This is a genomic window from Flavobacterium lacustre (assembly GCF_027474525.2).
Taxonomy (GTDB): Bacteria; Bacteroidota; Bacteroidia; order Flavobacteriales; family Flavobacteriaceae; genus Flavobacterium; species Flavobacterium lacustre.
The window spans coordinates 1,987,709-2,012,181 of sequence record NZ_CP114882.2 but is presented as its reverse complement, the minus strand read 5'-3'; the positions used below and the strand labels follow the sequence as shown (position 1 = coordinate 2,012,181).

15 protein-coding genes are annotated in these 24,473 nt (G+C 33.3%); 7 read left to right on the top strand and 8 right to left on the bottom strand.

The genetic code is table 11. The features are described from left to right. Positions 1-9: 9 nt before the first annotated feature. Together O6P34_RS08745 and O6P34_RS08740 are read right to left on the bottom strand one after the other, a co-directional pair. Positions 10-3,057, bottom strand: a complete 3,048-nt coding sequence (locus O6P34_RS08745) for a SusC/RagA family TonB-linked outer membrane protein (protein WP_269684130.1) — start codon at positions 3,055-3,057, stop codon at positions 10-12. A gap of 236 nt (positions 3,058-3,293) precedes the next feature. Then, positions 3,294-6,095 (bottom strand): helix-turn-helix and ligand-binding sensor domain-containing protein, encoded by a 2,802-nt coding sequence (locus O6P34_RS08740; protein WP_269684129.1) that lies wholly within the window; start codon positions 6,093-6,095, stop codon positions 3,294-3,296. Positions 6,096-6,302: 207 nt separating this feature from the next. Here O6P34_RS08740 and uvrA point away from each other — a divergent pair, with 207 nt between their 5' ends. Further along, positions 6,303-9,089 (top strand): excinuclease ABC subunit UvrA, encoded by a 2,787-nt coding sequence (uvrA, locus tag O6P34_RS08735; RefSeq protein ID WP_269684128.1) that lies wholly within the window; start codon positions 6,303-6,305, stop codon positions 9,087-9,089. A 1-nt stretch (position 9,090) separates the two neighbouring features. Here the strand turns inward: uvrA and O6P34_RS08730 are convergent, their stop codons facing one another. The 5 genes from O6P34_RS08730 to O6P34_RS08710 form a co-directional block, all read right to left on the bottom strand. Beyond that, positions 9,091-9,378 (bottom strand): hypothetical protein, encoded by a 288-nt coding sequence (locus tag O6P34_RS08730; RefSeq protein ID WP_269684127.1) that lies wholly within the window; start codon positions 9,376-9,378, stop codon positions 9,091-9,093. Between the two features lie 369 nt (positions 9,379-9,747). Continuing rightward, positions 9,748-11,214: an oligosaccharide flippase family protein gene (locus tag O6P34_RS08725; protein WP_269684126.1), complete on the bottom strand. Its 1,467-nt coding sequence runs from the start codon at positions 11,212-11,214 to the stop codon at positions 9,748-9,750. Positions 11,215-11,237: 23 nt separating this feature from the next. Then, entirely contained in the window at positions 11,238-12,533 is a 1,296-nt protein-coding gene (locus tag O6P34_RS08720) for a glycosyltransferase family 4 protein (RefSeq protein WP_269684125.1), read from the bottom strand. A gap of 61 nt (positions 12,534-12,594) precedes the next feature. Next, positions 12,595-15,000 (bottom strand): YfhO family protein, encoded by a 2,406-nt coding sequence (locus tag O6P34_RS08715; protein ID WP_269684124.1) that lies wholly within the window; start codon positions 14,998-15,000, stop codon positions 12,595-12,597. Between the two features lie 47 nt (positions 15,001-15,047). Next, positions 15,048-15,329: a DUF4834 family protein gene (locus O6P34_RS08710; RefSeq protein WP_269684123.1), complete on the bottom strand. Its 282-nt coding sequence runs from the start codon at positions 15,327-15,329 to the stop codon at positions 15,048-15,050. 123 nt (positions 15,330-15,452) lie between these two features. Here O6P34_RS08710 and O6P34_RS08705 point away from each other — a divergent pair, with 123 nt between their 5' ends. After that, complete coding sequence (locus O6P34_RS08705) at positions 15,453-16,388, top strand: transporter (RefSeq protein ID WP_269684122.1); 936 nt, start codon at positions 15,453-15,455, stop codon at positions 16,386-16,388. 23 nt (positions 16,389-16,411) lie between these two features. After that, the gene (locus tag O6P34_RS08700) at positions 16,412-17,530 is read left to right on the top strand and encodes a GTP cyclohydrolase (protein ID WP_269684121.1); all 1,119 of its coding nucleotides are present in this window, start codon (positions 16,412-16,414) and stop codon (positions 17,528-17,530) included. 84 nt (positions 17,531-17,614) lie between these two features. Here the strand turns inward: O6P34_RS08700 and capB are convergent, their stop codons facing one another. After that, complete coding sequence (gene capB, locus O6P34_RS08695; RefSeq protein ID WP_269684120.1) at positions 17,615-18,877, bottom strand: cysteate-C-fatty acyltransferase; 1,263 nt, start codon at positions 18,875-18,877, stop codon at positions 17,615-17,617. Positions 18,878-19,160: 283 nt separating this feature from the next. On the opposite strand from capB, the gene O6P34_RS08690 reads away from it, so the two are divergent. The 4 genes from O6P34_RS08690 to O6P34_RS08675 all read left to right on the top strand — a co-directional run bounded on the left by O6P34_RS08690 (position 19,161) and on the right by O6P34_RS08675 (position 24,389). Then, positions 19,161-19,934 (top strand): NYN domain-containing protein, encoded by a 774-nt coding sequence (locus tag O6P34_RS08690; protein WP_269684119.1) that lies wholly within the window; start codon positions 19,161-19,163, stop codon positions 19,932-19,934. An 889-nt stretch (positions 19,935-20,823) separates the two neighbouring features. Beyond that, on the top strand, positions 20,824-21,402 hold the full coding sequence (locus tag O6P34_RS08685) for a non-canonical purine NTP diphosphatase (protein WP_269684118.1): 579 nt from the start codon (positions 20,824-20,826) through the stop codon (positions 21,400-21,402). Positions 21,403-21,606: 204 nt separating this feature from the next. Then, complete coding sequence (locus O6P34_RS08680) at positions 21,607-23,535, top strand: DEAD/DEAH box helicase (protein ID WP_269684117.1); 1,929 nt, start codon at positions 21,607-21,609, stop codon at positions 23,533-23,535. An 86-nt stretch (positions 23,536-23,621) separates the two neighbouring features. Next, positions 23,622-24,389, top strand: a complete 768-nt coding sequence (locus tag O6P34_RS08675) for a carboxypeptidase-like regulatory domain-containing protein (RefSeq protein ID WP_269684116.1) — start codon at positions 23,622-23,624, stop codon at positions 24,387-24,389. The last annotated feature ends 84 nt before the right edge of the window (positions 24,390-24,473 follow it).

Here is a 24,473-nt window from a genome sequence, read left to right as displayed (position 1 = left end):
TAATACAAATTAAAAATTAATGTTTAAGCCTATCATGTAGGTTCTTGGAATTGGGTAAAAACCATCATCGATTCCTCCGCCAATAGGGGCTCCATTAGAAGCTCCAGGATCGAAGCCTCTATATTTTGTGAAAGTGTACAGATTATTTACTCCTGTGTACAATCTGAATTTTGATATCCCGATTTTCTCAGCAATATTCGAATTAAGTGTATATCCTAATTGAATGTTCTGAATTCTTATGTAAGAGGCATCTTCAACAAAATAATCAGAAAAAACTTTGTTAGTAGTAGCAGCAGTTGTGACTCTTGGAACGGAATTACTTGTTCCTTCGCCTGTCCATCTGTCTAAAACATAATCTAAATGATTCGCATCATCATAAATACTTTCGTAATTACGAACCATATCATTTCCTACTGACGCAAAAGTGTACATAGAAAAATCAAGTGCTTTATAGTTAAATTGTAAATTAAAGCCCATTGTTGCTGCTGGAATTGGATCTCCAATGTTCGTTTTATCATTAACATTTATCACACCATCTCCGTTTGTGTCTACAAAACGAATATCACCAGGAGCTGCTCCTGCACCCAAAGCTATTTGAGAAGGATGCGCTTCAACTTCGGCTTGGTTTTGAAAAATTCCATCCGTTTTATACCCGTAGAAATATCCTATCGGTAAACCAACTTCCATTCTTGCTGGTGGAAGTTGAGAAATTCCAAACGAACCTCCAGGTATGAATGGCACTCCATTTGTACTTAAAGTTTCATTTTTAAGAAGAGTCACGTTATACCCCACACTCATAGAAAAATTTTCCGAAAACTTGTTTTTATAATCTACTGAAAATTCAAATCCGGAGTTTCTAACTGTTCCTCCGTTTACTGTTGGTGAACTTGCACCCGGAGCTCCAGTACCATTTATCCCTGAAGTAGGAATATTTATTATTAATAAATCAGCTCTTGTGTCAATAAAATAATCAGCAATAATATTAACATTATTATTGAATAATTTCAAATCTAAACCAACATCGAATTTTTTAGCTTCTTCCCATTTTAAATCCGGATTAGGAATCTGTCCTGTCGCTACTCCATTGACTAAAGCGCCGTCAAAAACATAAGTCGCTTCTCCGCTCAACTGTGAAATATAACCATTATTACCGATTCTGTCGTTTCCTAAAGTACCGTAACTGGCCCTTAATTTCATGAAATTAACTAGTTTAGATTCTCCGTAAAATCCTTCATCAGAAATTACCCAACCTGCTGTAAAAGAGGGAAAATAACCCACTTTATTTCCAGGTCCAAATTTTGTTGATGAATCGCGTCTTAACATCGCTGATAAAAGGTATTTTCCTTTAAAATCATACTGTACTCTACCAAAATAAGAAAGTTTTCTCTCGTCAAAAACATAAGAACCTACCGGAATTATACCTGCAGCTGGAGCGCCTTTTGTTAATGAAATATCTGCAAATTCCCAAGAATTATTTGGTACATCAAAACCTGTGGCAAACAATCCGTTCCCATATTCTTTAAAAATAGTATTTCCAATTGTAGCAACCAGATTATGATTATCACCAAATTTCTTGGTGTATGTTCCATAAATATCAAAAGAGTAATCATTATTATTTACAGCACTCTGTGAAACAGAACTTCGTGTTACATCAAAAACTTTTCCGCCATAATTCAAAATTTTTGCAAAACTTTTAGATTCACTATTCGAAGTATTGAAACCAAGTGTACTGGTAACAACAAAACCTTTAAACAATTTATAATCGAATCCGAAATTTCCACTAAGTTTTTTGAAATTATAATCATTATAACTGTTTGCAGTTTGTGCTAACGGGTTAATCATTTCATTCCCTAATCCTGATAATGGAAAAAGTGTATAATCACCATTAGCATTATACGGACTAAGAGTACTTGGAGCATTAACTGCATTCATTACCACAGATGCGTTACCTCCTTCAGGTAATGTTTTTCTGTTGAAATAAGTATAAATAACATTTGTTTTCAGTTTTAATCTGTCTGAAATATCAGCACCCAAAGAGATTCTGGCTGTATTTCGTAAAAACCCGGATTTTGCTTCACCAACAATTCCTTCTTGGTCTAAGTGAGAACCGCTGACCGCATAAGTAACTTTGTCTGAACCTCCAGTAAAAGATAAATCATGACTAATTATTGGCACACTTTTACTAAAAATTTCATTCTGCCAATTTGTTCCTTTGCCTAAACCTGATACAACCGGAAAAGGAAGTGATTTACCCCCGTTAGCATAACTTTCATTTAATAATAAAGCATATTCAGTCGCGTCTAATGTTGAAAGTTTTCTGGATGTTTCTTGAAAACCGGTATAGGAGTTAAACGAAATTTTTGCTTTTGCATTCTTTTTTCCCATTTTTGTGGTAATCAATATAACACCATTGGCTCCAGTAGAACCGTAAATTGCTGCCTGAGCATCTTTCAAAACGGTAATTGACTCCACATCATTCGGGTTTAATAAACCCAATTCACCAACATATCCATCAATAATTGTTAATGGTCTGTTATCACCATTTGTTGCAATACCACGAATACGAATATCTAATGCGGCACCCGGAGAACCCGAAGTTGTAGTCACATTGACACCCGAAACTGTACCTTGTAAAGCTTGTTCAATTTTTACAGGTTTCAGAATCTCTAATGTTTTAGTATCAACTACAGAAACAGCACCTGTAACTTCTCTTTTTTTCTGGCTACCATAACCAATAATTACAACTTCATCTAATTGCTTAGAGTCCTCTTGTAAAGAAATACTAAGATCTGTTTTAGTGTCTGTCACTTTATATTCAAAATTTTTATATCCCACATACGAGAACACCACCGTAGTACCAGATGATACTCCTTTTAAGGTGAAATTCCCATCAAAATCAGTTACCGTACTTTTAGGGGCGTTTTTGATTTGAATATTTACTCCAGGTATTGGTAAGCCTGAAGTTGTTTCTTTTACCACTCCACTAATGTCATAACTTTGGGCAAATCCAAAAGTAGACAGTAGCAGAAAAATAATTAATAGATAATTTGACTTCATAATTTATGTTTTTTGTGAATGATAAAATTAGATGGAAGAACTAATATTTTCTTAAAAAGAACCACAACAAAAAACATACAATACAAAAAAAGTGAGGTTTATTTTTTTATAGTTTAAAACTGACTGAAATTTAAGAAGAATTTAAGAATGTTGTTTTTTTTCAAATTCAAAAAAACCACAACAATAACGGTATTGTTGTGGTAATGTATAGTTATTAATTACAAAATATAGTGTGACTATACAGCCATGATATACTCAACTAATCCTTGTTCGTGTGTTAAGTTGATTTTTTTACGCAAACGATATCTTTTTATTTCAACGCTTCGTACAGATATATTGAGTAAAGGTGCCACTTCTTTAGACGAAAGGTTTAATCTGAGGTAAGCACAAAGTCTCAAATCATTCGGAGTTAAAGAGGGATGCGCCAATTTAATCTTTTTCAAAAAATCTTTATCAGCATTATCAAAGGCTTCTTTGAATACATTCCAAGAATCTTCCTCGGTTATATTTTTATTGATTGTTGTAATAACAGACTTAATGCTTTTATTACCATCTTCCGAAGTCTTTTTAAGATCTTCTTTGATAAAAGCAAGTAATTCATTTTTACTGTTCAAACTCATGGTTGAAACCGCCAATTCCCTGTTCATTGTATCAACATCTTGATGGAGCTGTCTGTTTTGTATTCGCATTAATTCCTGTTCGTTTTCTAATTCTTTAATTTCTAACAAAAGATTATTTTCTTCAATCAATTTCTCTTTTTGTTTTTGGTAATATTCTTTATATGTTTTATGGATGAATCGCGCCAAAATAAGTACTAAAACTAAATAAAGAAAAAGTGCTAAATTAGTGCTGTACCATGGCTTTAGAATAGTAAAGGAATAAACCGCAGTATTATCTAATGAAGAATTAGCAAATTTTGCACGTACTTTAAAGACATAATCTCCTGGTGACAAATTCTTGAAACTAACAGTTGGTTTAGCACTCCATTCGCTCCATTCGTCTTGAAGTCCTTCTAATGAATATTGGTATTCCGCATTGATGTATTTATTGAATTCAGGAACCGTATAATTGAATGTGATATTATTTTCGTCATGACTAAATTTCCCTTCTCCTTGAATAGACGAATTTATAAAACTTTCATTCAGTCTATTTATGGAAACATTTGAAATATAAACATTATAATTTTTAAAACTCAAATCATTAATATTCAATATATAATAACCGTCTGTTGTCCCTATCAGATAATCAAAATTTGAGATTTGAGTAACATTCTCAAAACCCAGCATAGAGTTAGTCAACGAAGCCGGAATAGGAATCACATTCTGTTTTAACTGATTGCTCAATTTACTTAAGGAGAAATAATGAATATAATTTTTTGAAAACAACCATATTTTATTTGAATTATCTACAATCAATTTTCCGGAAGTATATTCATCCTTTTCAAAAACAGAACTCAAGAGTTTGTCTTTTTCAAATTGCTTTGTTTTAGTATTCAAACTAAAAATACCTTCTTTATAAGCGTAATAAATCGTGTTGTTGAATTTAGTCAAACTTGCATTTTTCCCTTTTGTAGGCGATTGATACGTATAAAACGGTTTAGTTTTAAGCAATTTAGCATCCAGTTGCAACCGGAAAACCCCTTTATATTCATGACTTACATATACTTCAAGTGCGTTTGTAATTTCAAAATATCGGGACGAATAATCAAAACCTGAGATTTTATTTCTAAAAACCCACTGGTTATTTATTTTTACCAAAACTGATATCCCATAATAATTGCCTTGAAGCAAAAGATCATTGCGATGTGGAACGGTCTCAAATTTCCATGTTCCGGACATTGGAAAAATATTCTTGGCACTGGCATCTTCAATAATAAAAGTTCCCGAATCATGACCACAAAAAAGAGTGCCGTCAAATTCAAATAAAGACCAAACTTGACCTTTTGTCCCGCTAATGAATTTAAACGATTCATTGCTCTGGTAATTTTTATAAAACAACCCTTGATTTGTACCAATATACAACTTCCCTTTGAACAACTTTGAGGTGTAAACCGTTCCTAAAATGCCTGTATCATCAACAAAATTCTTAATAGGCGACTGAAGATTGATACAGTTTATACCATTATCTAAACCAACCCAAAGATTTTTATCCACATCTTCAAACAGCGACAAAGCGGTATTATTACTCAATCCTTTATTTTGAGAAATATGGTACATCATTTTGCCTTCTTTGGTCAAAATAAAAATACCATTCGAAACCGTTCCTATCGCTAAACTTCCATCCGAAAGTTGTTGACTGCTATACACACTTGTGGCCGTCAAATCCAAATCTGCTTCGGTAGAAAACGAAGTCAAATTCCCAGCTATTAATTTATAAAAACCATTTAGCTGCGTTTGAATCAAAAGGCCTTCATCAATAGAAAAAACATTCACAATCCGGTTCGTTTTCAATATCGGATGATTAGAAATCAAGGTGCCTCGGCCACTTTCAATTTCATAAAGACCTTCATTTATGGTTTGAAAATAAATAGAATTATTAGTCCTGAATGACTTTATAATGTTATTACTGGGCGCAATTATTCTAAAATGTTTTGTTTTAGTATCGTAAATGTAAATTCTATTCAACGATTGAAAAATTACAAATTGGTCATATTTTAAGACATTCCAAAATTGTTCATCATCGAGAATTTTATTCTTAATGGTTTTGCTGAGTGAAGTATATTTTAGTTTACCGTTCGTTTGTCTGGTCCAGAAACCAAATTCCATATAACAACCGGTATAAATCCTGTTTCCAATTACTTTTACAGAACGAATAATGGTTTCATTAGGCGAAGGATAAAGCTCCCAATTTGAACCGTTAAACTCCAGTAAACCTTCATTATTAGCAAAAAAAACATAATGATTTTGATCCTGAGAAATCATCCAATTTTGATTTCCTGCTGCATATGTTGTTGATGCATATTTTACAATTGGAGGTAATTCTTGAGAAAAAACAGAAGAATACATCAATAACAGTAGAATATAGAAATTGTTTTTCATTTATAAATTGGTATTAATTTATTGTAAAACTAAAATTAAAAACGGATTTTTTTTAAGGAAAAAATATATTTTAACTATACAATCTAAAAATAGTTATTTATTACTTCTTATTCTATCAAAAATGCTTTTATCCTCAAAAATTTGTGACTTGTTCACCTCCATATTCCTCCTTAAAAATGATTACTTTTGCATAAATCAATCCTTTTTATGCAAGTTGAATTTTCCAAATTAGATCCAAAGAAAAACATTATTATCAAAGGCGCTCAGGTACATAATTTAAAAAATGTAGATGTAGCGATTCCTCGAAATAAACTAGTGGTTATTACAGGACTTTCGGGTTCGGGTAAATCAAGTTTAGCATTCGATACTTTATATGCCGAAGGACAACGCCGTTATGTAGAAAGCTTGTCATCCTATGCCCGACAATTTCTTGGAAGATTGGATAAACCAAAAGTAGAGTACATCAAAGGTATTGCTCCTGCAATCGCCATTGAACAAAAAGTAAATACTACAAATGCGCGCTCAACAGTTGGAACTTCAACAGAGATTTATGATTATTTAAAGTTATTATTTGCCAGAATCGGAAGAACTTTTTCGCCAATTTCAGGACAAGAAGTTAAAAAAAACACCGTTACCGATGTGGTTTCTGATGTAAAAAGCTTTGAAATTGACAGCAAATGGCTGCTTTTGGCTCCTATTAATTTAGAAGAAGGTCGAAAACTTGAAGACAAATTAAAAGTGTTGCTTCAACAAGGTTTTGCAAGAATTTTGGTTGATAATGAAATGGTTCGCTTAGACGATTTACCGGCTTCATTGGCCAATAAAGAACTATTCCTTATTATTGACCGAATTGTCGTTAAAGACGAAGAAGAATTTTACAATCGCCTTGCTGATGCGGTTCAAACTGCTTTTTTTGAAGGAAAAGGAATCTGTTACCTGAAAGAATTAAACTCCAACAAAAAATATTCGTATTCTAATAATTTCGAATTAGACGGTATTACCTTTTTAGAACCAAACGTACATTTATTCAGTTTTAATAATCCATATGGCGCGTGTCCGGTTTGCGAAGGTTACGGAAATATAATAGGAATTGATGCCGAATTAGTGGTTCCCAATACCACTTTATCCATCTTTGAAAACGCTATTTTTCCTTGGCGAGGTGACAGTATGAGCTGGTTCCGAGACGAATTGGTAAATAACGCCTATAAATTTGATTTCCCTATTCACAAACCTTATTTTCAATTATCCGAAAAACAAAAAGAATTAATTTGGACCGGAAATGAATATTTTCAAGGTTTAAATGATTTTTTCAAAGAACTGGAAGAAAAGAATTATAAAATACAAAATCGAGTAATGCTTTCCCGTTACCGCGGTAAAACTAAATGTTATTCGTGTAAAGGCAAACGCCTTAGAATTGAAGCTTCCTACGTGAAAATCAATTCGAAAACAGTTTCTGATTTAGTCGATTTGCCAATAAAACATTTAGTTAGCTTTTTCGAAAATATTGATTTAGATGTTTACGAAAAACAAATAGCCAAACGATTGTTGGTAGAAATCAACAACCGTTTGTCCTTTTTGACCGAAGTTGGCTTAGATTATCTGACTTTAAACCGAAATTCTTCAACACTTTCCGGTGGAGAATCACAGCGAATCAATTTAGCAACTTCTCTGGGAAGCAGTTTAGTTGGCTCGATGTACATTCTGGATGAACCAAGTATTGGTTTACACCCAAAAGACACCGAACGGTTGATAAAAGTATTGCTTTCGCTACGTGATTTAGGCAATACCGTTATTGTTGTTGAACATGACGAAGACATCATGAAAGCAGCCGATATGATTATCGATATTGGTCCAGAAGCAGGAACTTTAGGCGGAAATTTAGTAGCTCAAGGCACATTTGACGAAATTCTAAAATCTACTTCGCTAACTGCGCAATATTTGAATGGCGCTTTAGAAATTTCGGTTCCAAAAAAACGCAGACCTTTCAAGAATTTTATTGAAATAAAAGGTGCTCGGGAAAATAATCTGCAAAATATAGATGTTACTTTCCCATTAGATGTTTTAACCGTAATTACTGGAGTTTCCGGAAGTGGTAAAAGCACATTAGTTAAGAAAATCTTGTTTCCTGCCATGCAGAAAAAACTCGAAAATGCCGGGGAGAAAGCAGGACAATTTACAGAAATGACCGGTTCTTTTTCGCAAATAAAACATATTGAATACGTTGATCAAAATCCAATTGGCCGAAGTTCCCGCTCTAATCCGGTAACATACATTAAAGCATATGACGATATACGAGAATTGTATGCCAAAGAAAAATTATCAAAAATAAGAGGCTACCAAGCCAAACATTTTTCATTTAATGTTGATGGCGGCCGATGCGAAACCTGTAAAGGAGAAGGCGCTATAAATGTAGAAATGGTTTTCATGGCTGATGTTCAATTGCCGTGCGAAACCTGTAATGGAAAACGTTTTAAGAAAGAAGTCCTTGAGATAAACTTTGAAGGAAAAAATATCCATGACATTCTGACCATGACTATCGATGATTCGATACAATTTTTTAAAGATACCAAACAGAACAAGATTACCCAGAAATTACAGCCGTTACAAGATGTAGGATTGGGTTATGTACAATTAGGACAATCTTCATCAACACTTTCCGGAGGTGAGGCGCAACGTATTAAATTAGCTTCATTCTTAGTAAAAGGCACCACAAAAGACAAAGCACTTTTTGTATTTGACGAACCTACAACAGGATTACATTTTCACGACATTAAGAAACTATTAGCTTCTTTTGATGCTTTGATAGAAAAAGGACATTCTATATTAGTTATAGAACATAATCTTGATCTTATAAAATGTGCGGATTGGATTATTGATTTAGGTCCTGAAGGCGGAGAAAATGGTGGTAAATTATTGGCCGTAGGAACTCCTGAACAAATTGTAAAAATAAAAGAATCGGTTACAGGAAAATATCTAAATGAAAAACTGCTATAATTTATCCAATATAGCAGTTTTCTTGAAAAACATTTCCATCTTCATCCAAAGCTACTAGTATTTTTTTGGCTCTGGAAATATAACTTAAATAGATCCAGGCAACAGACCAAACTCCAAGAGTGATACAAAAAATTAAAAAATTAACACCGTGATCTACACGTTTTTCTTCTTTTGTTAAAATAGCGAAAGGTAATTTGTCATTCTTTTCTACTAATGTGAATCCATTCTTGATTTTTGTAGCGATAGAATTTTTAAAATTCTCTTCTTGTAATATTAGGTTCGTTTTCATAACATTTGTCTTTAGGGGCGTTAGACACGGTTTTATTGTAATTGCTTAAAAAATATTTACAAAAATATAAAAAAACAAAATTTTATACCATACCCACTTTTAGTGATTTTTTCAACCTGAAATTTGTGGGCAATTCTAGTATTTTTTTTTAAAATTACTTAAAATATTGAAGTTTGAAGACAATTGAATTTAAAAAAAAGGATAAGAAATGAAGATTTAAATATTAAATAAAATAGCCTGTCAAAAAATTAATTATTCTTTATTTTTAACTTAAATAAACGGAACTTGACAATAATACCGAAAGCGATTTTGAAGGATTATTTTATGCAATTACAAAAAAAACATACCATTTAACTAATTGCACCTCTTTTATTGACGTCTAATTTTTTTATACACCTGATCTAAAGCTTCATTTATTTCGACAGAAATAACAAACTTGTAGTTGATATAAACGTAGAGAATGGTCACCAAAACCGATTTTAATCCAATAGCAATTATGGGATGAAAAGGAAACTGCCAGAAATAAAACAATAAAAACAGCCCAAAAGTAATTCCCATTGAGTATAATGTCTGGTTGGTAAATGGATACAGATGCATTCGTTTGACCACAAAAAGTAATTTAGCCAAACTGTAAATAGTTATCGAAAGTAAAGTAGCAAATGCCGACCCTATAATACCGTAACTCGGAATAAAAAGCATGTTCAATGCCACTGTTAAAAAGACTAACAATAATCCCAAGAACAATACCATTCTATAGTATTTTGAATTAAAAATTATGGCATTATTATTACCAAGTATCAAATCAAAGTATTTAGAAAGTCCAATCATAAAAACAACCATAATTCCTCCACTATATTCTTTTGGAACCAATTCATACAACTGGTCAATATTTACAAAAATACACAACATTACAAAACCACCTACCATTTGAAGATTAATAGAAGTCTTTTTATACAAATCATTTAAGGAATCGTGTTTGTTCTCATGCATTAATTTTGCTGTAATTGGATAGACAATTTGATGCATCGCCCGACTGGGAACTGATATTACTAATGCAATATAAGTCGCTACAGAATAATAAGCTATATTTTCAATTTTCATGTATTGATTCAAAATCATTTTATCTCCGTCTAACAATAAGTTAGCAACACTTCCTGATAAAATGATGTAAAAGGAATACTCCATTATACTTTTTACATTGTGTGGAATCGTAAATTGGAATGTTGGCCTTTTGATATAAAAAGCATAAGCCATAGTAATCAAAAAAGCCAAAAAATAAATAGCAGCCGTCAAATAAACAAAATCAATTACTGATATCCATTTATAATACACTCCGATTAATCCGAAAAGACAAAGCAATCGCAGCCCAACTTCTTTAATAAAATTACCAAAAACAGAATGCATGTGCACGCGTGCCCAAGCATAAAATATTTCGAAATATGCCATACACAAACCGATAAACGGAATAAGCCAAATAAAATCTTTGACTACCGGATTTTCTTTGGATAAGAAAACGGTAATCGTATCAAAGAAAAACAATCCGATTAAGCACAAAGGAATACACAATAACAAAGGAAATAGAACTGTAAAAGACAAAAATCGGGAACGATCCTCCTCGGTTTCATATTGTGAATAGTATTTTACCAACGTATTTTGCATTCCGATAGCAAATAAAGGCATGATTACATTAGCCGACGAAACGATATAATTCGTTAAAGCATAATAAGTTGCACCTAAAAAAACAGGATACAAATAAATAGTATTAATTGCCCCAATTCCAAAACCAAAATAAGTTATTATTGTATTCTTTAAAGACTGATTTAATACTATGCCCATTTTTTAGATTGAGAATTTTAGTTTTAGGATTTGGTAATCAATTGTACTAATTCTTTGGTAAGACTTTTTCTGGAATATTTTTGCAACCCAACTGCATTTGACTGTAATTTCCCTTCCAAAAACTGATTATAAAAGTCCAAAATTACACTTTTAAGTTTCATTTTCTCAGAATAATCAAAGAATACACCCGTATTGGTAGTTGTTATAATTTCTGCAAAGTCAGAATCTTTAGGTCCAATAGCAATTATAGGTCTTCCGGAGACCATGTATTCAAATAATTTACCCGGAATAATGCTTTTAGTATCTACTGAATTGATTTCGATAAGCAATAAAACCTGGGATTTTCTTTGGTGTGCAATCGCTTCGGGATGCGAAACATAACCTAAATTATTCAAATATGGTTGTAATCCAAATTGTGTTATAGTTTCTAACACTTCCTGACTCACGGCGCCTATTAATTTGATTTCCAAATGCGATTTAAAATCTGGAATTTCATTCATTAATTCGACTAAACTTTCCCATAAAACAAGAGGATTTCTTTCCGAAAGAAAGGAGCCGATGTGCGCCAAAGTAAATTTAGAATCTAGTACTTGTTTTTCGACATTTTCGGTGTCATACCCATTGGTAATTACCGCTATGGGTTTATTAGTAATCGCTTGAAATTCGGCTTTAGTCGTTTTGCTGGTTACAATAATCGTATCCGCAGTATTCAATACTTTATGTTCTAATGCTTTGTGTTTATTAGCCGCATACTCTGACAAACGCAGGGATTTATGATAGCCAATCGTAGTCCAAGGATCCCGAAAATCAGCAAACCAGTTTAGATTTAATTTTTCTTTTAATCCTAAACCAATAAGATGTAAACTATGTGGCGGTCCCGAAGTAACAATAGTATCAATAGCATTATCCCGAATGTATTTTTCTAAATAAGTTACCGATGGTTTTACCCAAAAAACACGCGCATCAGGAATGAACAAATTTCCTCGAATCCAAAGAAACAGTTTGTCTAAAAAAGATTGCTTCTTTTGATTGGGAATAATTCCTGAACTGATTTTTTTAGTTTTATTTTTAGAAAAAAAGGAAGCCAATTGATAGGGTTCAAAAATGGGTTGTTTAAGAATAATCGCTTTTTCCGAAATCTCTTTTACCAAATTTTCGTCAACAATAGGATACGTTGGATTCTCCGGAATATATACAATCGGCTGAACACCAAAATCAGGTAAATATTTGACAAATTTTAACCAACGCTGAACGCCTGGTCCTCCGGCTGGTGGCCAATAATAGGTTATAATGAGCAGTTTTTTTGGTTCTGGTTCCAATTTTTATTTTTATAGTGAAGACTCTGTAATTTAGTATTAGTAGGTTACTAACTTATTACAACTATTTTTCCTTTCTTTCAAAATAAATCCCGGCAAGTAATAGCAAGAACATTCCAATAGAACTCAATAATGTAATCATTCCTCCTGTTTTTACCACTTGCGGTTCAAACTTGAACTCAATAGTGTGTTTTCCCGCTGGGATTTCTAACGCTCTTAAAGCATAATCTGCTCTTATATATGATGTTGGTTTTCCGTCAATAAAAACATTCCAACCTTCTTTATAATACATTTCAGAGAAAACTGCTAAACCTTCATTCGCATTATCAGAACTGTATTTCAAATAATTAGGTTTATAAGAATCTAATGTTATTGTAGCCAGACTGTCTTTGGCGAAAGCCCTATTTTTAATTTCAAAATCTTTAGTATTGACAACGGCTAAATTTTTAGAATCTAAACTATCCAACGCTTTCATTTCCTCATCGGCAGAATTTACTGCTTTAACCTGACTTACAAACCAAGCATTGCCATTAGCATTCGGGTTTGAAGTTGGAAATTCTTTTCCTTCTTTATCCGTTTGAATCACATATTTGACATTGAGCATGTTGAGGATTTCCATATTGTTTTTGGCAATTTGATAATCAAACAATTGCTGCATTCTTCTAGGTTTAGCCGCATGATATCCGCCAACCGATTTATGAAAATACGAAGCTCTGGCACTTGATAAATTACCATTGACTTCAAAAACACGGTAATGCGTCGTATCTTTAAGAATTTGAACATCCGAAGGCGTTTCCTGAAAAGGTACTTCTACTTCTCTTCCGCTCACGAAATCTTTTCCTGAAACATATTTTTTATCCACAAAAAACAAGTCGAAAATCATCAAAATACCTACTAAAATGATTGCTGTATTTTGAGCGAATTTGTTTTTTATAAACAACCATAAAATCCCGGATGAAAGCAAAATAAAGAAACCGGAACGCAATAAATCAGCACTGTACAAACTTTTTCTGTCTTCTTTGAGCGCATCTACAAAACTTGGTCCGTAACTTTCTAAAAAGTAACTGTCACTGCCTCCTGAAAAACTGAACATACTTTTACAAGCAAACAATATCAAAAGTACGCCTACGCTAAAAACACTGGTTTGCAATAATCCTTTCGATTGTTGTTCTTTTTCTAATTTAAAGAAAGATTGTAATCCCATAATGGCCAAAACAGGAAAACACAATTCAAGAATCACTTGTATCGAAGAAACAGCTCTAAACTTATTATACATTGGAACATAATCGATAAAAAAGTCGGTCAAAGCACCAAAATTTTTACCCCATGAAAGCACTAATGCTACCATTGATCCTGCAAAAAAGACATATTTAATTTTTCTTTTATCAATAAACAATGCCAAAATTGCCAAAAAGAAAACCACAGCTCCAATATAAGCTGGCGCTGCAACAATAGGCTGATCGCCCCAATAAGTTGGCATTCCCGAAACAAAATCAGTTGCCTGCGCTTCCGGCACACCTTGGCTAATCATGAATTCATACATTTTACTGTCTGTCCCTAACGCTTCATTATTAGAACCACCAAAAAGTCTTGGCGCAATAAGATTAAAACTTTCCGTAACTCCGTAACTGTACTCGGTAATATAATCACGGGTCATAGCACTATTTGTAGTACTTTTTGAGCCATCGGGATTAAAGGTTAATTCACTTTTTCCTCTAGTACTAAAAGCAGCATATTCTGAAGTTGCCAATAAATTTGTGGCATTAGCGCCAATGGCAAAAATTCCGGCAACAGCCAAAACACCAACCGAAGTCAAGACGGATTTATATTCCTTTTCTTTTAACGCCTGATATATAAAATAACCGGAAAGCAGCAACAAGAAAATCAATAAATAATACGTCATTTGAAAGTGATTCGCATTAATCTCTAATGCTACAGCGAACATCGTAAGTAAACCTCCCCAAACATATTTTTTTTGAAAAACTAAAATAAATCCGGCAATTACCAAGGGCATGTAGCCTATAGCATGCGCTTTGGCATTATGTCCAACACCCAAAATTATAATCAAATAGGTTGAAAAACCAAAAGCTATGGCACCAAAAAAAGCTTTTAGCGGATCTATTTTAAGTACTAATAATAATCCGTAAAAACCTAAGAAATAAAGAAATAAATAATCTGCCGGACGTGGTAAAAACCGTAAAGAATCATCAATATTACCAATATAATCATGTGGATATTTTGCGCCCAATTGATACGTTGGCATTCCGCCAAAAGCGGCATCGGTCCAATAAGGTTCTACATGATCTGAAGCTCTAAAATCATTTTGCTCCTTTGCCATTCCGGTATATTGTGCAATATCCGACTGAAAAATTTGCTTTCCCTGAAGTACTGGATAAAAATAAAGAAGGGAAATAAAAACAAAACCAAGTAAGGCTAGAGCGTGTGGGTAGAACTTATTTATTATTTTCAATTTAAAAGGGTTTGGATTAAAGTAAAAAGGCGCTATTTACGGCAAATTTAATCTATTTCTTCGTAATCAACATAATCGCCCACTTTTTTGGTCTCGCGCGGATTTTTGGCATTCGCTTTATTGTAGATAATTTCATCATTGCCTGCCGATTTTTGCCAAGAATTATCTTGAGCATATTGTTGCTGTTTCTGCATATTTTCTCCGGCTTTTTCGACCACTTTTTTCACCAATAACGGCAAGAATAGTTTTGCTAAAAATTTAAAAATATAATAGAACATTATTATATAAAATATGGTTCTTATAAAATTAGGAACAGACGCTGTTTGCATAATCAAATATTTTTTTTCAAAATTAATAAATCAAACGTTCAAAATTAATATATCATTCTTAAATAAATAATAAAATATAGTACATTTGAAATGCGTTATTACTTTTTTAAATCAAAAAATAATATGTTTAAAACCAAAATTGTACTAATTGTTGCCATTCTGCTGATTCCTTTTATTCATTACGGACAACATACTGACCAAATTAATTCTAACAGACCCGGCGAAACAATGTCGGCATTTGCTGTAGGAAAATCTGTAATTCAAGTCGAAACAGGCATTTACGGTATTAAGCAAAATCATGAAATTTTAAATTATGATGCTAATGGCTTTGGATTAGACTTCACTTTAAGATGGGGACTTTTCATGGAAAAATTAGAATTAATAGCCGATTTACAATATCAAAATGAAAAATACACCCAACTATTTAACGTTACCAATAGATCAGCGCTGAAACAAACTGTTCTGGGCGCAAAATATTTAATTTACGACCCTTTTAAAAACTACGAAAAAAAGGTAAATATTTACAGCTGGAAAGCCAATCATCAGTTTGACTGGCATCAATTAATTCCTGCTGTTTCTGTTTTTGCAGGAGCTAATTTTACGGCAGCAAATAATCCGTATTCTTTTTCACCCGAAGCCAGTATTTCTCCAAAAATCATGTTGATTACCCAAAATCATTTAGGCGACGGAAAATGGGTTTTTGTGACCAATATTATAGCCGATTATATCACAACCGACTATCCAAGTTATGGTTACGTATTAACAATGACACGAGGATTCAACGATAAATGGTCTGGTTTTATTGAAAATCAAGGATTTAAAAGTGATTTTTACAGCGATGCAATTGTTCGTGGCGGCGCAGCTTATTTACTGAATAAAGACATGCAAATTGATGCTTCAATAAGTAGCAGTTTAAAAAATACACCTTCCATTTTATATGGCGGGGTTGGTTTTTCTTGGCGATATGATGCCAAATATCAGGAAGTACGAATGAATATTGACTCTGGAGATTCAGAAAAAAAAGCATTAAAAAGAGCCAAAAAAATTAAAAGAGGCTAAACCTACAAACCTTACAAGCAACAATGATTACCATACAAGAAGCTAAAACTAAAAAAGAATTAACTAAATTCATACAATTCCCTTTCTCTTTATACAAAGACAATAAATATTGGGTTCCTCCAATTATTGCTGATGAATTAGAGACTTTTGACAAAACAAAAAACCCTGCTTTTCAAAGTGCCGAAGCCTATTTTTATGTCGCTTTCAAAGCCAATAAAATAGTAGGTCGAATTGCCGCTATCATCAATTGGGATGAAGTAAATAATCAACAAAAAAACAAAGTTCGTTTTGGTTGGTTTGATGTGATTGATGATGTAGAAGTTACCAAAGCACTTTTAGAAAAAGTATATGAGTTAGGTCGAAAAAACAATCTTGAACACGTTGAAGGTCCAATGGGATTTTCAAACTTGGATAAAGTTGGTGTTTTGACCGAAGGTTTCGAAGAAATTGGAACCATGATTACGTGGTACAACCATCCATATTACGCCAATCATTTTGAACAATTAGGATACGTAACCGAAAAAGAATACTTAGAAAATAAATTCCCTTTCGAAAATGTAAAACTGGAATTCTTTGACAAAGCACAAGAATTAATCAAAAGACGATACCAGCTCAAAGCACTCAATTTCAAGAAGACCAAAGATGTCATGCCTTATGTAGACAAGATGTTTGATTTGTTTAATGCATCATATGCCAGTTTATCTTCTTTTGTGGCTATTTCAGACATTCAAAAAGAATATTTTAAGAAAAAATACATCAGTTTCATCAATCCGGAATACATCAAATTTGTAGAAGACAAAGACCACAATCTAGTCGCTTTTGCCATTGTAATGCCGAGTTTTTCTAAAGCATTACAAAAAGCCAATGGAAAATTATTCCCTTTTGGATTCCTGCATTTATTGAATGCCCGCAACAACAGTAAAGATGTTACGTTCTACCTTATTGGAGTACATCCCGAATATCAAAACAAAGGAGTTCATGCGATTATTTTTAAAGAATACCATACCACTTTTACCGAAAAAGGCATTCAAAACTGTATTCGAACACCAGAATTAGCAGACAATCACGCCATTCATTTGCTATGGAAAAACTTCGACCCAAAAATCATTTGCAGAAGAAAAACATTCCGAAAAGAACTGTAATATAGATTGCAATAAATTTTATGAAACAAAAAAAATCCATTCATTACGAATGGATTTTTTATTTTATAATATCTGTGACCTGAACTAAGCGTCTAAATCTACAGTTGTTCTGCTTGCAATTTCTTTATATGTTCCGTTTTCTAATTTTTCACGAATCGCTTCAAAAGCAGTAAGTGTTTCATCAATATCGGCAATTGTATGTGACGTTGTTGGAATCATACGCAATAAAATTATCCCTTTTGGTATCACCGGATAAATTACAATCGACAAGAAAATTCCGTAATTCTCTCTCAAATCATTCACCATAACCATTGCTTCCGGCACACTTCCTTCTAAATAAACAGGTGTAATACAAGTATTGGTATCACCAATATTAAAATTTCTTGATTTCAATCCACTTTGTAATGCGTTTACATTTACCCAAAGTTTATCTTTAATTTCAGAGGAGTTTCTTAATAATTCCAATCGTTTCAATGAACCAATAGTTTGAATCATTGGCAACGCTTTGGCAAACATTTGCGAACGCAAATTGTATTTTAAGTAGTCGATTATTTCTTTATCGGCAGCCACAAAAGCACCAATATTAGCCATCGATTTTGCAAAAGTCGAAAAGTAAACATCTATATCATCCTGAACTCCTTGCTCCTCGCCTGCTCCGGCACCCGTTTTCCCTAGTGTACCAAAACCATGCGCATCATCAACCAATAGACGGAAATTGTATTTCTTTTTCATTTCTACAATCTCTTTCAACTTCCCTTGTTGTCCGCGCATACCAAAAACACCTTCGGTAATAAACAAGATTCCTCCACCTTGCTCAGTCGCTAATTTTGTAGCACGTTGCAGGTTTTTCTCCATGCTCTCAATATCGTTATGCTTGTAAGTAAAACGTTTTCCGCTATGCAAACGAACCCCGTCAATAATACACGCATGCGCATCAACATCATAAACGATAACATCATTTCTCGTAACCAAAGCATCAATAATAGACACCATTCCTTGGTATCCAAAATTCAATAAATAAGCTGATTCTTTCATTACAAAAGCAGCTAATTCATTCTCTAATTGCTCATGATATTTAGTATGACCACTCATCATTCGCGCTCCCATCGGGTAAGCCGCTCCATATTGAATCGCTGCATCCGTATCCGCTTTACGCACTTCCGGATGGTTAGCAAGACCTAAATAATCATTCAAACTCCAGTTCAAAATATCTTTACCCTGAAACTGCATTCTTGGCCCAAGTTCGCCTTCTAATTTTGGAAATACAAAATAACCTTCCGCTTGTGAAGCCCATTTTCCTAATGGTCCTTTATTGTTTTGAATTCTTTCGAATAAATCTTTTACCATAATATATTGAAGTATTATATTTTTTAAGAAGTTGCAAAAATAATTATTTATAATTTATTATAGTCTTGAAAGCAAATTTATTTTCAATAGCTATTTCCTGCTCTTCATTGCAATCTTTTTTCATAAAATCTTTTTTTCCAAGACTTTGCAGGAACTTCCGTTGGTCGTTCCGCAAAGTCAGGAAAAAATAGCTTTTCTCAAAAAAAGGATTTCCATTTCTATCAGGGCTAGGCAGTTGTTTTATCAAGAAACTTTGTACATTTGATTACTGAACACTATTTATATGTCACAAGATACCAAAGAATTAAAACTTGCCGTCCTTATTGATGCCGACAACGTTCCATATAGCAACGTCAAAGGAATGATGGAAGAAATTGCCAAATTTGGAACACCAACCACCAAACGTATTTATGCCGATTGGACAAAACCAAATGCCAATGGATGGAAATCCGTTTTATTAGAACATGCCATAACCCCAATTCAGCAATACAGCTACACCGTAGGGAAAAACTCTTCGGATTCAGCCATGATTATTGATGCCATGGATTTATTATATTCGGACAAAGTTGATGGATTCTGCATTGTTTCCAGCGATTCTGATTTTACACGACTCGCCATTCGCTTGCGGGAATCCGGCATGAAAGTAATTGGAATTGGCGAAAAGAAAACCCCAAATTCATTCATAGTAGCCTGCGACCGATTCATTTACATTGAAGTATTAGATGGAGCCATAAAGAAAAAACTACCAAAACGTTCCGCAGATACTAAAAAACCAGTTGAAAAACCGATTGAAAAATCACTCAGTAAAATAGATTTACAAACCATTGAACTTATCGAAGCCACCATAGAAGATATTGGTGACGATAGCGGCTGGGCGTTCTTAGGCGATGTAGGAAACCTAATCGTTAAGAAAAAACCGGAATTTGATCCAAGAAATTATGGTTTCAATAAACTAACTCCAATGCTTAAATCGCTAACTGACTTTCTTGAAATAGACGAAAGAGATTCTGATAAAAAAGGAATCAAACATGTTTATGTAAGATTGCGTTACAGCTAAAATCCAAAAGAATTAGTTCTTTCTGAAATAAAAACAAAAAAGGAGGACCTTTATAGTCCTCCAGTTGTTGATTCTGATTTACCATTATCAAACTGATACTTTTAATTGTATAGCTGACTATTGAACTGCCATGTCTTACTGACAAGACCGACAAACTCAAGTAATTAATCAAAACCACACTCAAAGATACAATTTAAACAAACATAATTACTTAATAAACAGATATTTAACTAATTATTAATAAATTAATTTTCAGCAATTAAATCATCTTATAAAATCAATACTTCTGGATAAAACAAAAAAAGGAGGCCTTTTTAAAAGCCTCCAATTGTTAATTCTGATTTACCATTATCAACGCTACCTTTCGATAAAATTGACTATTTGAATATTCCTCTCTTTGCAGATATTGAAATCCAATTGATGAATCAAAACCACACTCAAAGATACGATAAAATCATATTCAAAATACTGATAAACAATAGTTTAACCAATTATTAACACATTGATTTTTAATATCCTAATTCAATTATAGCACTACATCTTAAAAATAAAACAAAAAAAGGAGGCCTTATTACAGGCCTCCAATTGTTAATTCTGATTTACCATTATCAACGCTACCTTTCGATAAAATTGACTATTTGAATATTCCTCTCTTTGCAGATATTGAAATCCAATTGATGAATCAAAACCACACTCAAAGATACAATTTAAATATATTCAAAATACTGATAAACAATAGTTTAACTAATTATTAACGCATTGATTTCATATATTAAAGATGAACCATACAATTCTCTATATAACACGCGACTCGGCGGGTCTTTGTTATATTGCTGCGAAATAGACAAAAAAAATGTATTTTTGAAAAGTCTAATTCAAAATTCAAAAAATGCAACTCGTTTTCGCTTCCAATAACAAAAATAAAATTCTGGAAATACAAAGTATGTTGCCGGAAAGCATCAAAATTTTGAGTTTAGAAGATATTGGTTGCATCGAAGATATTCCGGAAACAGCCGATACTATTGAAGGAAACGCCATATTGAAAGCCAATTATGTGACCCAAAAGTATGGATTTGATTGCTTTGCTGATGATACCGGACTGGAAGTAGATTCCTTAGATGGTGAACCTGGCGTATTTTCCGCTCGTTATGCAGGAGAACAACGCAATGCTGATGATAATATGAGCAAATTATTAGATGCTTTATCAAATAAAACCAATAGAAAAGCACAATTCAAAACAGTAATTGCTTTAAATCTGAATGGCGAACAAGAACTTTTTACTGGAATTGTAAGAGGTGAAATCACATTGAAAAAAACAGGAAATCAAGGATTTGGTTATGACCCCATTTTTCAACCAGAAGGATTTTCAGAAACCTTTGCACAATTGCTATTAGAAATGAAAAATAAAATTGGTCACAGAGGAAAAGCAACACAACTACTAATTTCTTTTTTGAAAAAGAAAAAATAATTGTTTGAGTTACAACATTTTTATAACAAAATAAGGTATTTCGAGCCGTAATTTCACATCAAATCTTTAAACTTAAAATCTAAATCCATAAATAATAAATCTAACTTTCTGATAATCAAATTATAATAAAATATTAAATCTTAAAATAGCATTAGTTTATATGGATTATAAACAGTAATTTTGCACCCTATTTTAAAAATACATATGAATAAATTTGAACAATTAGGATTGAGTGAATCGTTACTGAAGGCGATTTTAGATCTAGGATTTGAGAATCCGACCGAAGTACAGGAGAAAGCGATTCCCCTATTATTGGAAAAAGACACAGATATGGTTGCGTTGGCTCAGACAGGGACAGGGAAAACGGCAGCATTTGGTTTTCCAGTTATCCAGAAAATTGATGCCAACAACAGGAATACACAAGCATTAATTTTATCTCCAACACGTGAACTTTGTTTGCAGATTACCAACGAAATTAAAAACTACTCTAAATACGAAAAAGGTATTAATGTGGTAGCAGTTTACGGTGGAGCTAGCATTACAGAACAAGCGAGAGACATAAAGAGAGGCGCACAAATTATTGTAGCAACTCCAGGAAGAATGCAAGACATGATTAATAGAGGCTTGGTAAACATTTCTCAAATTAGTTTTTGTATTCTTGACGAAGCTGACGAAATGTTGAACATGGGGTTCTACGAAGATATCGTGAACATCCTTTCTACAACGCCAGACGAAAAAAACACATGGTTATTCTCGGCTACGATGCCAGCAGAGGTTGCACGAATTGGAAAACAATTCATGAAAGACCCAATTGAAATTACAGTTGGAGCTAAAAATTCAGGTTCCGCAACGGTTTCTCACGAATTTTACCTTGTAAATGCACGTGACCGTTACGAAGCTTTGAAACGTTTAGCAGATGCAAATCCAGACATTTTCTCAGTAGTTTTCTGTCGTACCAAAAGAGACACACAAGCTGTAGCTGAAAAATTAATTGAAGATGGATACAGCGCTGCCGCTTTGCACGGAGATTTATCTCAAGCACAACGTGATGGTGTTATGAAATCTTTTAGAGGTCGCCAAATCCAAATGCTTGTAGCTACTGATGTTGCTGCTCGTGGAATTGACGTTGATAATATTACTCACGTAGTAAACTATCAACTTCCTGACGAAATCGAAACGTACAATCACCGTTCTGGTCGTACAGGTCGTGCCGGTAAATTAGGAACTTCTATTGTTATCGTTACTAAAAGCGAAATCCGTAAAATTTCTTCAATAGAAAGAATTATCAAACAAAAATTCGAAGAAAAAACAATCCCTTCTGGAATTGAAATCTGCGAAATCCAATTATTACACTTAGCTAATAAAATTAAGGATACTGAAGTTGATCATGAAATTGACAATTATCTTCCAGCAATCAATAGTGTACTTGAAGGTTTATCTAAAGAAGAATTAATCAAGAAAATGGTATCGGTAGAATTTAATCGTTTTATCAATTACTACAAAAAAACAAGAGATATCTCTTCTCAATCTTCAGGTTCTGAAAGACGTGACCGTGACGATAGAGATGGTGCTCCAAGAGAAAACAACAATGGCGGTGCTACAAGATATTTTGTAAACATTGGTTCAAGAGACAACTTCGACTGGATGTCATTGAAAGATTACTTGAAAGAAACATTAGACTTAGGTCGTGATGACGTTTTCAAAGTAGACGTAAAAGAAGGTTTCTCTTTCTTCAACACAGACCCTGAACATACCGATAAAGTAATGGAAATATTGAACAACGTACAATTAGAAGGACGTCGTATCAATGTTGAAATTTCTAAAAATGACGGTGGCGGAAGACGTGATCATAACGGAAGAAGTTCTGGTGGAAGTTTTGGAGGTGGAAGAAGTTCTGCTCCAAGAAGAGAAGGAAATTTTGCTCCAAGAAGAGAGGGTTCAGGCGGTTTTAGAAGTGATAGAAATTCAGCTCCAAGAGAAGGTGGTTTCAGAAGCGACAGAGGATCTGCTCCAAGAAGAGAAGGTGGTTTTACATCTGACAGACCAAGAACTGAAGGTTCATCTGAAAGAGCCCCAAGACGTTCAGAAAGCTTTGGTGATGCACCAAGACCAAGAAGACCAAGAAGAGACTAACATCTTTTGTTAATTTTCTTATAATAATACTGAAACTACAAAATATTTAATCCTGATTTATTACTTTTAAAGTTTTAAATTAGCTTATGAAATATTTTGTAGTTTTCTTTTTTTTAATACTTTCAGCAACAGCTGTAGCACAAGAGGCAGAACCTTCCCAAAAAGTTTCCGGTATTATTGTCAATGATAACACCAATCTCCCTTTATCTAGTGTAAATATTATCAATATCAATAAAGTAAGAGGCGCCACTTCAGATGCCAATGGGTATTTTGAAATCAATGTACAACCAAACGACACTTTACACTTTACCATTTTAGGATTTCAATCCTTAAGAGTCAGAGTCACAAATGACTGGATAAAAAATAAAACAACTCGAATTCATCTTACCGAAAAAGCAATTGCACTCGAGGAAGTTATCATAAGACCTTTTAATTTAACCGGTTATCTTGAAATTGATACTAAGTTAATTCCAACAAAAGAAAATTATCGTTACAGTATTTCTGGACTGACAGAAGGATACGAAGCTGGAGAATATTCACCAAATGCATTTGGCAGAGTTTTAGGCTCTATATTTAACCCCGCTGATATGCTTTATAATTTCTTTGGAAACAACCCAAAAGAGCTCAAAAAGCTAAAGGAAATGAAGAAAGACGATACCGTACGAAATCTTTTGGAATCTAAATTTGATCGAGAAACTATTGCCGTATTATTAGGTGTTGATGTGAAAGAAATAGCCGAGATATTACAGCGTTGTAATTATTCTGAAGCTTTCATCCAATCCGCAAATGATTTGCAAATTATGGATGCTATAAGTGGCTGTTATGAAGAATATAAAATCTTAAAGAAAAAATAGGCTTAGCCGAAAAATCAAAAAAATATCCCCTTTTCGTAAAAGTATTTGGGGATTTTTTATTGGCTAAAAAAGTCATTTTCGTCA

Excerpts from the sequence above, each read along its gene's own strand:
- O6P34_RS08745 (WP_269684130.1), bottom strand. The coding sequence starts at position 3,057 with ATGAAGTCAAATTATCTATTAATTATTTTTCTGCTACTGTCTACTTTT.
- O6P34_RS08740 (WP_269684129.1), bottom strand. The coding sequence starts at position 6,095 with ATGAAAAACAATTTCTATATTCTACTGTTATTGATGTATTCTTCTGTT.
- uvrA (WP_269684128.1), top strand. The coding sequence starts at position 6,303 with ATGCAAGTTGAATTTTCCAAATTAGATCCAAAGAAAAACATTATTATC.
- O6P34_RS08730 (WP_269684127.1), bottom strand. The coding sequence starts at position 9,378 with ATGAAAACGAACCTAATATTACAAGAAGAGAATTTTAAAAATTCTATC.
- O6P34_RS08725 (WP_269684126.1), bottom strand. The coding sequence starts at position 11,214 with ATGGGCATAGTATTAAATCAGTCTTTAAAGAATACAATAATAACTTAT.
- O6P34_RS08710 (WP_269684123.1), bottom strand. The coding sequence starts at position 15,329 with ATGCAAACAGCGTCTGTTCCTAATTTTATAAGAACCATATTTTATATA.
- O6P34_RS08705 (WP_269684122.1), top strand. The coding sequence starts at position 15,453 with ATGTTTAAAACCAAAATTGTACTAATTGTTGCCATTCTGCTGATTCCT.
- O6P34_RS08700 (WP_269684121.1), top strand. The coding sequence starts at position 16,412 with ATGATTACCATACAAGAAGCTAAAACTAAAAAAGAATTAACTAAATTC.
- capB (WP_269684120.1), bottom strand. The coding sequence starts at position 18,877 with ATGGTAAAAGATTTATTCGAAAGAATTCAAAACAATAAAGGACCATTA.
- O6P34_RS08690 (WP_269684119.1), top strand. The coding sequence starts at position 19,161 with ATGTCACAAGATACCAAAGAATTAAAACTTGCCGTCCTTATTGATGCC.
- O6P34_RS08685 (WP_269684118.1), top strand. The coding sequence starts at position 20,824 with ATGCAACTCGTTTTCGCTTCCAATAACAAAAATAAAATTCTGGAAATA.
- O6P34_RS08680 (WP_269684117.1), top strand. The coding sequence starts at position 21,607 with ATGAATAAATTTGAACAATTAGGATTGAGTGAATCGTTACTGAAGGCG.
- O6P34_RS08675 (WP_269684116.1), top strand. The coding sequence starts at position 23,622 with ATGAAATATTTTGTAGTTTTCTTTTTTTTAATACTTTCAGCAACAGCT.